Source organism: Achromobacter pestifer (assembly GCF_013267355.1).
GTDB lineage: Bacteria > Pseudomonadota > Gammaproteobacteria > Burkholderiales > Burkholderiaceae_B > Achromobacter > Achromobacter pestifer_A.
The window spans coordinates 6358538-6370411 of the sequence record NZ_CP053985.1 but is presented as its reverse complement, the minus strand read 5'-3'; the positions used below and the strand labels follow the sequence as shown (position 1 = coordinate 6370411).

Sequence of the window (11874 nt, the reverse complement as noted above, 5' to 3'; positions counted from 1 at the left end):
CACAGACTACATAGACGACACGGAGCACAACCATGACTACCCTGACTTCCGACATGGGCTGGAGCAATGCCACGAAGATCGTGGTGCGAGGCCACGATCTCAACCGCGACATCATTGGTCATTTGAATCTTGGCGATTTCGCCTTCCTGGAGATTACCGGCCGTACCCCCGACCCGCAGGAGTCGACACTGTTCAATGCGCTGCTGGCGGTGCTGGTGGAGCACGGCATGACGCCGACGGCGATGGTGGCGCGCCTGACGTATCTCGGCGCCCCCGAATCGATGCAGGCGGCCATCGCCGCCGGTCTCTGCGGCATGGGGACCAAGTTCGTGGGCACGGCGGAGGGGGCGGCGCGGCTGCTGCAGCAGGCCTTGCCGCTGGGCAGCGCGGAACCGCTGGACATCGAGACGGCCGCGCGCGCCATCGTCGTCGAGCATCGCGCCTCCAAGCAATTGGTGCCGGGCCTGGGGCATCCGGTGCATAAGCCAGTGGACCCGCGCGCGACGGCGCTGTTCGCCGTCGCCGAGCGCACGGGATTCAAGGGTCGATACGTGGCGTTGATGCAGGCCTTGTCGGCGGAGGCGGAACGGGCGTTGAACAAGCCAGGCGTGCTGCCGGTGAACGCGACCGGGGCGCTGGCGGCCCTGGCGAGCGAACTGGGCATACCCTGGCAACTGTGTCGCGGCATCGCCGTGATCGGGCGCGCGGTGGGGTTGGTCGGCCATATTGCGGAGGAATTGCGCAACCCCATCGCCGAACGTCTGTGGGTGCGCACGGATGCGGAGGTGTCGGCGCATCTGCACGCGGCGGCGCGGGAGGCTGAAGCATGAAGCTGCTCGAGCATGTCCGCGTTCTGGATCTGGGACGTTTCATCACCGCGCCGCTGGCGGGCCAATTGCTGGGCGAATTGGGCGCCGACGTGGTGAAGGTGGAAGCCGCGGGCGCGATGGATCCGTTCCGCGCCTTCGAGGGCGGGCTGTACGGCCCGCACTTCCAATCGCATAACCGCAACAAGCGCAGCCTGGCGCTGGAGTTCGGCGACGCCGAAGGGCTGGCGGTACTGCGCAGGCTGATTGCCGACGCGGACGTCATCCTGTTGAACATGCGGCCAGGTGCCGAAAGCAAGCTGGGACTGGACTACGAAAGCCTGCGCCAGCTCAATCCCGGACTGGTCTATTGTTCGATCACAGGCTTCGGCTCCAGCGGTCCGTATGCGCACCGTCCGGCATTCGACAATGTCGGACAGGCATTGTCAGGCTGGCTGTCGATGTTCCATCAAGGCGCCGACCCGCGCGTGCCGGGACCGCCCATATCCGACTCCCTGACGGGGTTGTACGCGGCTCTGGGCGTACTGGCGGCGCTGCTGGAACGGGCCCGCAGCGGCGTGGGACGCAAGGTGGAAGTGTCCATGCTGGAGTCGCTGATTGCGTTTTCGACGGAACCGCTGGGCCAATTGTCGGCCAAGGGCGAGCGGCCAGGCTTTTACAGCAGGGCGTCCATGTCGCAGTCGTACATCCTTACCTGCGCCGACGGCCTGCGCATCGGCCTGCATCTGTCCAGCCCCGAGAAGTTCTGGCGCGCGCTGGTTGCCGCCATCGAGCGTCCGGATCTATTGAGCAGGTTTCCGGACCGTGCCAGCCGGATAGCGCAATACGACGTCATCGCCAGCGAACTGGCCGGCGTGTTCGCGCGGCGCGCGCGCGCGGACTGGATGGCGGTACTGGAAGCGCACGACGTTCCCGCCGCGCCCGAGCGCCTGCTCGATGAACTGGCCAATGACGCGCAGGTACGTCATCTGGGGGTGTTCCACGAGCTGTTGCATCCGCGCCAGGGACGAGTGGCGGCGGCCAACCGCGCCGTCCGGTTCGACGGCGACAATCGCAGCGGTTTTCTGCCGCCGCCGGAGTTTGGCGAGCATACGCTGGAGGTGCTGGCCCAGGCGGGTTTTGGTCAGGAAGAAATACAAGGCTTGCGCCAGCGCGGCGTGATCGCCGCCTAGGCTCTGACCACGGAGACGGATCATGATCAGACACACGATGCGCTGGGCGCTGCAAGCCGCAATGTACGGCGCCGCTGCCGTGGCGCAGGCGCAGGACTACCCGAGCAAGTCGATACACTTGGTGGTGCCGTATCCGCCGGGTGGCGGCACCGACGTGGTGGCGCGGGCGGTGGCGCAGCGCCTGCAGTCCGAGCTGGGCCAGCCGGTCGTGGTGGAAAACAAGCCGGGCGCAAGCGAAATCATCGGCACAGGCAGCGTCGCGCGCGCCGCGCCGGACGGCTACACGATAGGTCTGGTGACCAGCACCTATTCGATCAACTGGGTGCTGGATAGCGGCCTGCCTTACCGGCCTGCCCAGTTCTCGGCGGTCGCGCCGCTGGTGGGCGTGCCCATGCTGGCGCTGGTGCCGGCGGGCTCGCCCCATGCCGATCTGGCCGCGCTGATAGCCGCCAGCAAGCGCAGTCCGGGCCGCATGAACTATGCCTCGCTCGGCCCCAACAGCCTGCAGGCCATGTCCAGCGAATGGCTCAAGCACCTGTCGGGCGCCGATCTGACCGCGGTGGCCTACAAGGGCGCGGCCCCTGCGCTAGTGGCCTTGTCCACCGGAGAAGTCGACTTTTCCTTCGCTGGGCTGGGAGCCAGCCGCGCCTTGCTTGATGCCGGCAAGCTGCGGCCCCTGGCGGTGTCCACCCGCCAGCCCTTTCCCGCGATGCCGGGCCTGGGGCCGGTGGCCGCGGACGTGCCCGGCTTCGATATCCAGATCTGGTATGGCGTGGTGGCGCCGGCCGGCGTTCCGAAAGCCATCCTGCAAAAGCTCAACACGGCCCTGTCCAACATGGCTGGCGATGCGCGGATGCAGCGTCAGTTCGCGGACCTGGGCAATGTGCCGATGGCGATGAGTCTGGACGAGTTCAGCGCTTTCCTGGCGCAGGATGCGCAGCTATGGCGCGACATCATCGCGACGGCTGGCATCAAGCCGCAATAGGCGCGGCGTGCGCGGCCTCAGCCGGTGTATGGCCGCGTCGAACTGCGGATGGTGAGCGTGGCCGGAAATCGCGAGGGCAGGGGATGGCCGGGGTCTGCCGGGGCGGGTTCGGTCTCGCCGTGTATGCGCGCCAACAGCAGATTGATGGCGTAGGCGCCCATGGGGTAGACGGGCGGCGCCACCGTGGTCAGCCCGTCGCCGACCAGCTCGAACCAGTCGGGATCGCCGTAGCCCACGACCGACACGTCGGCCGGGCAAGCCAGGCCCAGACCGCGCAAGGCCTTGAGCGCGCCGACGGTCAGGCGCGAACTGCCCACGATCAGCGCGGTCGGGGGCTGGGCGCCGCCCATCATGCCGTGTACGGCGCGATGGGCGAACTCGACCCGGGGCGGTCCAACCGCGGTCATGCTGGCGTCCAGTCCGGCGTGACGCATCGCGCCGTAAAAGCCGGCCAGCCTGTCCTCGCCGCAACTCAGGTCGGTGGTGGTGCCGACATAGGCGATGCGCCGGTGGCCGTAGTGGATCAGGTGTTCGGCGGCAGCGCGGGTCGCGGCCTGTTCGTCGATCACCACCGCTTCGGCCGCCATCGCGGCATGCTGGCGGATCAGCTGGATGGCGTGCACGCCCTTGAGCAAGGCCACGGTCTCGGGTTTGGGCGTGACGGTGGGCGTGATGATCACGCCAGCCGCGCGCGACACCACGAAGGCGCGCAGGTCGTTCAGTTCGCGCTCCGGATTGTCCTCGGTGATGCTCAGGGCCAGCTGGAAGCCGCGGGCCACGGCGGCATCGGCCACGATCTTGGCGACGGAGGCGTAGAAGTCGTTCTGGATGTCGGGGACGATCAGGCCGATCACCGGGCTGCGCGCGGAGCGCATGTTCTGGGCGGTGCCGTTGGGCACGTAGCCCATCTTGTTGGCGGCCTCGCGCACGTTGGCCTTGGTGGCGACGCTGATCTTGGGGTGGTCGGCCAGCGCGCGCGACACGGTCGCGTGCGACAAGTCCAGCGCGGTCGCGATGTCCTTGATCGTGACGCTGGTGCGGGCGGCTATGTCAGCCATGGCTGGGTCCGTTGCTGGTGTTGCTGAAACGCGTCGATCTCGGCCGCGCGCTGCAGCGCGAGGTCGATGTCGTCCGTGCCGTCGAGCAGCAATTGGCGCCGTCCCGCATCGATATCGAAGGCATGGGCCTGGCCGTCCGGCCCGGTGACGCGCTGGCTTACGAGATCGACGGTACAGCCGCTACCGGGGCGCTCCAAGGCTTGCTCCATCAGCGTGTCGATGACATCGGCGGGCAGGGTGACGGGCAGCAGGCCGTTCTTGAGGCAGTTTTCGTGGAAGATCGGCCCGTAGCTGGCGGCCACGATGGCGCGGATGCCATATTCCTGATGCGCCCACACGGCATGTTCGCGCGACGAGCCGCAGCCGTAATTTTCGCGCGCCAGCACGATGGCGGCGCCTTGATAGCCAGCCTGGTTCAGGACGCAGTCCGGGCGCGGCTGGCCGTGCTCGTCATAGCGCAAGCCTCCCATGAAGCCATCGGCCAGGCCGTTGCGTTCGATAGTCACCAGCCAGCGCTGGGGCACGATCGCGTCGGTGTCCAAGTGGTCTAGATTCATGGGCAGGATGATGCCGTGGGCTTGGATAAAGGGCTTCATATTAGACCAGATCCCTATGATCGATGATGGCGCCGGCAATGGCCGCGGCGGCTGCGCTGGCGGGGCTGGCGAGATGGGTGCGGGCGCCAGGCCCCTGGCGTCCTTCGAAGTTGCGGTTCGAGGTCGACACGCAGCGTTCGCCTGGGGGCACCTTGTCCGCGTTCATGCCGACGCACATGGAACAGCCGGGTTCGCGCCATTCGAATCCGGCCGCCAGGAAGATGCGGTCCAGGCCCAGTTGTTCGGCCGCCCGCTTGACCCGCTGCGACCCTGGCACCACCAGCGCGCGCACCCCTGCGCCGACCCGGCGGCCTTGCGCGACGCGCGCCGCGGCCAGCAGGTCGGACAGCCGTCCGTTGGTGCAGGATCCGATGAATACCCATTGCACCGGCACGCCGGCCAAGACCCCGCCCGGCGTCAGGCCCATGTAGCGATAAGCCTGACGCAGCGCAGCGCGTTCGCTGGCCTCGGCCGCATCATCGGGGTCAGGCAGGATTTCGTGCACTCCCGCGACCTGCGACGGACTGGTGCCCCAGGTCAGTTGCGGGCCATCCAGCGCCAGCGTCAGGTCCAGCTCGGTGTCGTAGCGCGCCCCGGCATCGCTGCGCAAGGCGCGGAAGGCCTGTTGCGCTGCGTCGTCCAGGCACGCGGCGGGCGCATGGCGGCGCAGATAGTCGATGGTGACCGCGTCGGGCGCGATCACGGCGGCGCGCGCGCCGGCCTCGATCGCCATATTGCAAAGCGTGAGGCGCTCTTCCATCGACAGTGCGGCCACCGGTGCGCCGGCCAGTTCCAGGAAACCGGCGGCCGCGCCGCGCACGCCTATGCGGCGCAGCACGTGCAGGGTCAGGTCCTTGGCGCTCAAGCCGGCGGGCAGGGCGCCGGCCAGCGTCAGGCGCATCGCGCGCGGGCGCCGCAGCGCGAGTGTCTGGGTGGCCAGCACATGCTCGGCTTCCGAGGTGCCTATGCCCCAGGCCCAGGCGCCGAGCGCGCCCAGGGTGGAGGTATGGCTGTCGCCGCAGGCCACGGTCATGCCCGGCAGCACCAGGCCCAACTCGGGCGCGATGACATGCACGATGCCTTGGTCGGGATCATCGACGCCATAGTGGCGTATGCCGGTCCGGGCGGCGTTGTTTTCCAGCGCGGCGATCATGGCCTCGCTGCCGGGCACATGCTCGGCGCGCCGGCCCGGCGCGGTGGACACGATGTGGTCGGCGATCGCCACATTCCGCTGCGGGCTATGCACACGGCGCCCCTGGGCCTGCAGCGACGCGAAGGCCTGTGGGCTGGAGAGGTCATGCAGCAGGTGGCGGTCGATGTGGATCAGGCTGCGCCCGTCGGCCAGGTCGGCGACGTGATGGGCATCCCACAGTTTGTCGAACAGGGTTTGCGGCGCGCCGTCAGAGGGCTGCGGCGGTGCGGCGGCGGGGCTCTGCATGGTTACTCCCTAGTGCACACGTATGAATTTCATGGAATCAGGATGAAACACGGGTAAACGAGCATCTGAAAGAATATTGACGCGGAAAATTGGCCTCATTATATTGCGATCAGTGCAAACGTGTGCATTATCAGAAGTCACTCCCAAAATAATAAAGAGGAGACATCCATGAAGTGCGTAGAGCAGGTTCGCAGTAGGGCGGCCGCCATGCTGGCCGCGTTGGGCATGTGCGCGGCGCTGGCGCCTGCCGCCGCCACGGCGGCCTATCCGGAGAAGCCCATCAGGCTGATCGTGCCATTCGGCGCGGGCGGCACCACCGACATCCTGGGCAGGGTGCTCGGGCAAAAGCTGGGCGATGCGCTAGGACAGAGCGTGATCGTCGAAAACCGGCCGGGCGCCAACGGCAACATCGGCAGCGACGCGGTGGCCAAGGCAGCGGCCGATGGCTACACGCTGTTGTTCGCCGCCGACGCCACCCTGGTCATCAATCCCTCGCTGTATCGCCAGTTGCCGTTCCAGCCTGAACGCGATTTCGCACCGATCTCGCGCATCGCCGTGGTGCCGCTGGTGCTGGTGGCCAATCCCGCCGTCAAGGCTGACACGCTGCCCGAACTGGTCAAGCTGGGGCGCAACGGCGACTCGCGGCTGGACTTCGGCAGCGCCGGCGCCGGCAGCATGGGCCATCTGGTCGGCGAACGCCTGAACCGCGCGACCAGCATGAAGATGACCCACATTCCGTACAAGAGCGGCGCGCAGGCGATCGCGGACGTGGTGTCAGGCCAGATTCCGCTACTGATCACCGGACTGGCGGTGGCGGATCCGTTCCTCAAGAATGGCAAGCTCAAGGCGATTGCGGTCACTTCCGGCCAGCGCTTCCCTGGCGCGCCGACAGTGCCCACGATTGCCGAAGGCGGGGTGAAGGACTTCGACTCTCCCAGCTGGTACGGCCTGTTGGCGCCGGCCGGCACACCCGCCCCGGTACTGGAGAAAATCCATAGCGCCCTGGCGGCCGCTTTGCAAACCGAGGAGATGAAGGCGCGCATGGTCGAACTGGGCGCGTGGCCGGTGGTCGACAGCCGCGCGGCGTTCGCCGAACTCATCAAGCAAGACACCGTCCGCTGGTCGCAGATCATCCAGGCCGCCGGCATCACCGTCCAATAACCTCACATTGACGACCCATCCATGCGCATTACCGCCATACGAGAAATCGCCGTTCCCCTGCAAGGCAACATATCGAATTCGCTGGTCAACTTCGCCGAACATACGGTGTCGCTGGTGGCGCTGGTAAGCGATGCGGTGCGCCATGGCCGTCCGGTCATCGGCTACGCCTTCGATTCCATCGGTCGCTACGCCCAGCCTGGGCTGCTGCGCGAACGCTTCATTCCGCGCCTGCTGGCGGCGCGGCCCGAAGCGCTGCTCAATGAGGAAGGCACGGCGTTCGATCCCGCGCGCGCCAGCGCCGTCATGATGCGCAATGAGAAACCCGGCGGCCACGGCGACAGGGCCGCGGCGGTCGGCGCGTTGGAACTGGCGTTTTGGGACTTGAACGCCAAGCTGGCGGACGAGCCGGCCTATCGCGGCATCGCGCGGCACGCGGGGCGCGCGGCCGGCAGCGGCTCGGCGCAGGTGTACGCGGCTGGTGGCTACTACTACGACAGCGGCGACCCGGTGCGGCGCCTGAAGGAGGAGTTCCTGGCCTATCGCGAGCAGGGATTCGTCAAGTTCAAGATGAAGATCGGGGGGGCGTCGCTGCACGAAGATCTGGCCCGCATCGAGGCCGCGCTGGCGGTGGCGGGCGAGGGCGCCAATCTGGCGGTGGACGCCAATGGGCGTTTCGACCTGCCTACCGCCCTGGCCTATGCGCGTGCCATGGAGCCTTACGGCTTGCGCTGGTACGAGGAAATCGGCGATCCGCTGGACTATGAGCTCAATAGCCAGGTCGCGCAGGTTTATGCCGGCCCGATCGCCACCGGTGAGAACCTGTTCTCGCTGCCGGACGTCAACAATCTGCTGCGCTTTGGCGGCATGCGCCCGGCCAGCGATATCCTGCAGATGGATGCGGGCCTGGCCTACGGCCTGACCGAGTATCTGCGCATGGTCGCGGCCGTGGAGCGGGCCGGCTTTTCGCGCCGCTGCCTGCACCCGCACGGCGGCCACTTGATCAATCTGCACATCGCCGCCGGTCTGGAGCTGGGCGGGTGCGAAGCCTATCCGGGCGTGTTCCAGCCGTTCGGCGGCTATCCCGCGCAGTGCGCATTGGGGGCTGGACAAGTCCGGCCGACCGACGCTCCAGGATTCGGGCTGGAACAGAAACAGGAATTGGCGCCGTATATTGCGGCCCTGGCTACAGGCAGTGCTTGAGGAAGCTGACATCATGAAGATTGCGATTATGGGGTGTGGGGCCATGGGCTCCGTGTACGCCGGTCTGCTGGCCGCTGGCGGGCACGATGTGCTGGCCATCGACCATTGGGCCGAGCACGTGGAGGCCATGGCCACCCGTGGCCTACGGGTGGAAGGCGCCAGCGGCGACCGCGTGGCGCGAGTGCGCGCATTCCGCCAGGCGCCGGCGGAAACGGTCGATCTGATCATCATTGCGGTCAAGGCGGCGCAAGCCGGCAGCGCGGCGGAGCAGGCGCGAGCGATGCTCGGGCCGCGGACGCGGGTGCTGACGATACAGAACGGCCTGGGCAGCGCGGACAGCGTGGCCGAAGCCATAGGCGCGGACCGATTGGCGGTCGGCATCGCCGCCGCGTTTGGCGCGTCGTTGCCCGCGGCGGGGCACGTCCACCACAACGGCATGTCCGCAGTGCGCATGGGCGCCTATGCGGGGATGCCACAGGCGGAGCTTGAGGGCATCGCCGCTGTGTGGAGCAGTGCCGGCTTCAACGCCCAGGCGGTGGACAACCTGGCTGCGATGCAATGGGAAAAGCTGATTTGCAACGTTGCCTATAGCGCGCCTTGCGCGCTCACCGGCCTGACCATCGGCGCGGTCATGGACGATCCGCACATAGGCGCGGTCAGCCAGGCGGCGGCTACCGAGGCATGGGCAGTGGCCCGCGCCCTGGGCGTGCCGATCCAGGTCGCCGACCCGGTCGCGCACGTCCGCGCCTTCGGCGAGCGCATCCGCGATGCCAAGCCCTCGGTGCTGTTGGACCATGAACGCAAGCGCACGAGCGAGATCGACTACATCAATGGCGCGATTCCCGTTCAGGCAAGGAAGGCCGGCGTATCCGCGCCCGTGAATGAAACCCTGACCAGGCTGGTCAAGCAGCGCGAGGCTGGCTTCAGCAGCGGACGCGCCAAGCATTGAGTAGCGGGTACGGGGCGTCAAGATATGCCAAATCGCGCGCTTTCCCGAAGGAAAGCGCGCGATTTGGCGGTTTGCTGTCAGTTCGAGGATGTGAGGGTGGCGTGCAGCCAGCGTCCGATCGCGACCGCCTTCGCATCCGCATGTGCCTGTCCCAGCACCTGAATTCCCAGGGGCATGTCCTCCGAGCTCAGGGCCGGCACGTTCACGGCCGGGGCGCCCAGCAAGGACGACACGCAACTGAATGAGTAGTCGCCCGTTGGCTGCTGTGTGTCCTGCACCGCGGCGATGCGCGGCGCGGGGCCGCAGGACGACAGGCTGATCAGCGCATCGCATTGGGTCGCCAGCGCGGCAAGGCGTTGGCGGGCGTGTTCGCGTTCCAGCAGCGCCTGGCGGTACAGCTCGAGAGTCATGCCAGCGCCCATATCGAGCTGCCGCACGAGGCTGGGGCCCAGGGTGCCGGGATGCTGTTCGGCCAGGTTCTTCAGGCTCCAGTGATGCTCCCACGAGATGATGCGCATGGATAGCGCGCCGGCATTCGCGATGGCGCGCTCGAACTCCTCCAGCAGGGGCAGGTCTGTTCGCCGGATGATATGCACGCCCTCGGCCGCCAGGCGCCGCAGCGCATCCTCGAAGGTCTGGCGCGATGCGGCGTCCAGGCGTTGCCAACCCTCGCTCTCGAAGACGGCCAAGCGTTCCGGCTTGAGCGGCAGGCGGGGCTTGGGCATTTCATACAGGCCCGGATGGCCGGGATCGCCGCCAACGCGCTTTACGATTTCGATGGATGTGCGCCACATGTCCGTCGCGCAGCCGGCGTGCACGCCGATGTGGGACTGGCTGAAGCCTTGGCGTTCGCCGCGGTTGATCGCGCCGTAGGTTGGCTTGAGCGCCCAGTTCGCGCTGAAGCTTGCGGGCCTGATGACCGATCCCACCAGCTGGGAGCCGATGGCGACTGGCACCATGTTTGCGCCAACCACGGCGCCGGACCCGCTGGAGGATCCGCCTGGCGTGCGCTGTTCGTCGAAAGGGTTGGTCGTCGGACCTGGGTCGAGGAAGCCCAGGGCCGTGGTGACGGTCTTGCCCAGTATGACCGCGCCGGCGTCGCGCAAGGCCCGCACCACCGCGCTGTCGCGTTTCGGAAAATTGCCGTCGTAGGCCGGGCTGCCCATCTGCGTGGGCATGTCGCGCGTCTCGATCAGATCCTTGATGCCTATCGGCATGCCGTCTATCGACGACAGGGGCCGGCCTTCTCGATAGCGCTTGGCGGACGCGTCGGCGGCCTGCCTGGCCGCGGCTTCATTGATGACCACCCATCCCCGCACGGCGGGTTCGCGCGCGGCTATCGTGGCCAGGCAGCGCTCCAGGTATTCGCGCGGCGTATCGCCGCCTTCGGAGAACCCGCTTCTGCGGTCGTGGAAGGTCAATGGATCATGGGTGCTGGGGTCGTAGTGCAATGTCTGCTCCTGTGCTTGGGTGTCGAGGGGGATGCGCGGGTTTCAGTCGGCCTGCAGGCCGGCGTCCTCGATGAGCGCCGTCCAGCGTTGGTGTTCCGTCATGAAGAATGTGTCGAACTGCGCGGGCGTTCCCGCCTGCGTCTGCATGCCCAGGGCCGTCAGGCGGGCCTCGATGTCGGGCATCGCGAGCACTGCGCCCAGATCCTGGTTCAGCTTGGCCACGAGGTCCGGCGGCAATCCTGCGGGGGCGAAGAGTCCGTACCAGGCTTCGAGGCGCAGCTGCGGCAAGCCGACTTCGGCCGTGGTGGGCACGTCCGGCAGGGCCGCCATCCGCGATTCGGATGCCACCGCATAGGCTTTGGCCCTGCCGCTGGTGACGTACGAGATCACGTTGCCATTGCCCAGCTGCATCAGCATGTCGACTTCTCCGCCCAGCAGGGCGCGCGAAGCCTCCAGCGCCCCGCGATAGGGCACATGCATCATGTCCACCCGCGCCTGGCGCTTGAACATCTCGGCGTACAGTTGCAGGGCGGAACCCGTGCCGTTAGACGCATAGGTGTACTTGCCCGGCGCGTCCTTCAGCTTCTGCACCGCCTCGGCCATCGTATCGGCTGGCATGGACGGATGGGCCAGAAGCAGGACGGGCAGGCTGCCGATCTTGCCGATGCGGGAGTAGTCGCGGACCACGTCGATGCGCGCATTCTTGTTCAGCGCGGGCAGCGTGACCAGTTCGGAGTACGTGAGCATCAGCGTGTAGCCGTCAGGTTGGGCGCGGGCGGCGTATTCCGAGCCTATGAGGGTGCCGGCGCCGGAGCGGTTCTCCACCACCACCGCCTGGCCCCAGCGTTGCGCCAGCTTGGGCCCGAGCAGACGCGCCAGGATGTCGGCGGTTCCGCCCGCCGTGGTCGGAACCACGATGGTCACAGGCCGGTTCGGGTAGGGATCGGCGGCGGTGGCCGTGGCGCTCAATTGCGCCATGCAAACAAGCAACAATGCGCCGCAGGCGCGTCTCAATCCATGTGTCATGCGTGGTCCCC

General features: G+C 67.3%; 11 protein-coding genes. 6 read left to right on the top strand and 5 right to left on the bottom strand.

Going from position 1 to position 11874, the window contains the following annotated elements; genetic code table 11:
- The first annotated feature begins 32 nt into the window (after positions 1-32).
- Genes FOC84_RS30035 through FOC84_RS30025 form a run of 3 tightly spaced genes read left to right on the top strand, consistent with a single transcriptional unit; the run spans position 33 to position 2984 of the window.
- Positions 33-830, top strand: a complete 798-nt coding sequence (locus FOC84_RS30035; RefSeq protein WP_173148750.1) for a citryl-CoA lyase — start codon at positions 33-35, stop codon at positions 828-830.
- Positions 827-1999 carry a CaiB/BaiF CoA transferase family protein gene (locus FOC84_RS30030; RefSeq protein WP_173148748.1) on the top strand — a complete coding sequence of 391 codons (1173 nt, stop codon included), beginning with the start codon at positions 827-829 and terminating at the stop codon, positions 1997-1999. Before FOC84_RS30035 ends, FOC84_RS30030 begins: the two co-directional genes overlap by 4 nt.
- A 22-nt stretch (positions 2000-2021) precedes the next feature.
- Entirely contained in the window at positions 2022-2984 is a 963-nt protein-coding gene (locus FOC84_RS30025; protein WP_173148745.1) for a Bug family tripartite tricarboxylate transporter substrate binding protein, read from the top strand.
- 17 nt (positions 2985-3001) lie between these two features.
- Here FOC84_RS30025 and FOC84_RS30020 read toward each other — a convergent pair whose 3' ends face one another.
- The 3 genes from FOC84_RS30020 to leuC are packed head-to-tail and all read right to left on the bottom strand — an operon-like array spanning position 3002 to position 6076.
- On the bottom strand, positions 3002-4042 hold the full coding sequence (locus FOC84_RS30020; protein WP_173148744.1) for a LacI family DNA-binding transcriptional regulator: 1041 nt from the start codon (positions 4040-4042) through the stop codon (positions 3002-3004).
- On the bottom strand, positions 4030-4638 hold the full coding sequence (gene leuD / locus FOC84_RS30015) for a 3-isopropylmalate dehydratase small subunit (protein ID WP_173148741.1): 609 nt from the start codon (positions 4636-4638) through the stop codon (positions 4030-4032). Before leuD ends, FOC84_RS30020 begins: the two co-directional genes overlap by 13 nt.
- A 1-nt stretch (position 4639) precedes the next feature.
- Positions 4640-6076 (bottom strand): 3-isopropylmalate dehydratase large subunit, encoded by a 1437-nt coding sequence (gene leuC, locus FOC84_RS30010; protein ID WP_173148738.1) that lies wholly within the window; start codon positions 6074-6076, stop codon positions 4640-4642.
- Positions 6077-6244: 168 nt separating this feature from the next.
- On the opposite strand from leuC, the gene FOC84_RS30005 reads away from it, so the two are divergent.
- The 3 genes from FOC84_RS30005 to FOC84_RS29995 are packed head-to-tail and all read left to right on the top strand — an operon-like array spanning position 6245 to position 9386.
- Positions 6245-7237: a Bug family tripartite tricarboxylate transporter substrate binding protein gene (locus FOC84_RS30005; RefSeq protein ID WP_173148736.1), complete on the top strand. Its 993-nt coding sequence runs from the start codon at positions 6245-6247 to the stop codon at positions 7235-7237.
- A gap of 21 nt (positions 7238-7258) precedes the next feature.
- Entirely contained in the window at positions 7259-8437 is a 1179-nt protein-coding gene (locus tag FOC84_RS30000; RefSeq protein WP_173148734.1) for a mandelate racemase/muconate lactonizing enzyme family protein, read from the top strand.
- Between the two features lie 13 nt (positions 8438-8450).
- Positions 8451-9386 (top strand): ketopantoate reductase family protein, encoded by a 936-nt coding sequence (locus FOC84_RS29995; protein ID WP_173148732.1) that lies wholly within the window; start codon positions 8451-8453, stop codon positions 9384-9386.
- A 77-nt stretch (positions 9387-9463) separates the two neighbouring features.
- Here FOC84_RS29995 and FOC84_RS29990 read toward each other — a convergent pair whose 3' ends face one another.
- Together FOC84_RS29990 and FOC84_RS29985 are read right to left on the bottom strand one after the other, a co-directional pair.
- The gene (locus FOC84_RS29990; RefSeq protein ID WP_173148730.1) at positions 9464-10837 is read right to left on the bottom strand and encodes an amidase; all 1374 of its coding nucleotides are present in this window, start codon (positions 10835-10837) and stop codon (positions 9464-9466) included.
- Between the two features lie 42 nt (positions 10838-10879).
- Entirely contained in the window at positions 10880-11863 is a 984-nt protein-coding gene (locus FOC84_RS29985) for a tripartite tricarboxylate transporter substrate binding protein (RefSeq protein WP_254241823.1), read from the bottom strand.
- Between the last annotated feature and the right edge of the window lie 11 nt (positions 11864-11874).

Bases quoted from the DNA above. Each gene is read 5' to 3' on its own strand.
- FOC84_RS30035 (WP_173148750.1), top strand. From the start codon at position 33: ATGACTACCCTGACTTCCGACATGGGCTGGAGCAATGCCACGAAGATC.
- FOC84_RS30030 (WP_173148748.1), top strand. From the start codon at position 827: ATGAAGCTGCTCGAGCATGTCCGCGTTCTGGATCTGGGACGTTTCATC.
- FOC84_RS30025 (WP_173148745.1), top strand. From the start codon at position 2,022: ATGATCAGACACACGATGCGCTGGGCGCTGCAAGCCGCAATGTACGGC.
- FOC84_RS30020 (WP_173148744.1), bottom strand. From the start codon at position 4,042: ATGGCTGACATAGCCGCCCGCACCAGCGTCACGATCAAGGACATCGCG.
- leuD (WP_173148741.1), bottom strand. From the start codon at position 4,638: ATGAAGCCCTTTATCCAAGCCCACGGCATCATCCTGCCCATGAATCTA.
- leuC (WP_173148738.1), bottom strand. From the start codon at position 6,076: ATGCAGAGCCCCGCCGCCGCACCGCCGCAGCCCTCTGACGGCGCGCCG.
- FOC84_RS30005 (WP_173148736.1), top strand. From the start codon at position 6,245: ATGAAGTGCGTAGAGCAGGTTCGCAGTAGGGCGGCCGCCATGCTGGCC.
- FOC84_RS30000 (WP_173148734.1), top strand. From the start codon at position 7,259: ATGCGCATTACCGCCATACGAGAAATCGCCGTTCCCCTGCAAGGCAAC.
- FOC84_RS29995 (WP_173148732.1), top strand. From the start codon at position 8,451: ATGAAGATTGCGATTATGGGGTGTGGGGCCATGGGCTCCGTGTACGCC.
- FOC84_RS29985 (WP_254241823.1), bottom strand. From the start codon at position 11,863: ATGACACATGGATTGAGACGCGCCTGCGGCGCATTGTTGCTTGTTTGC.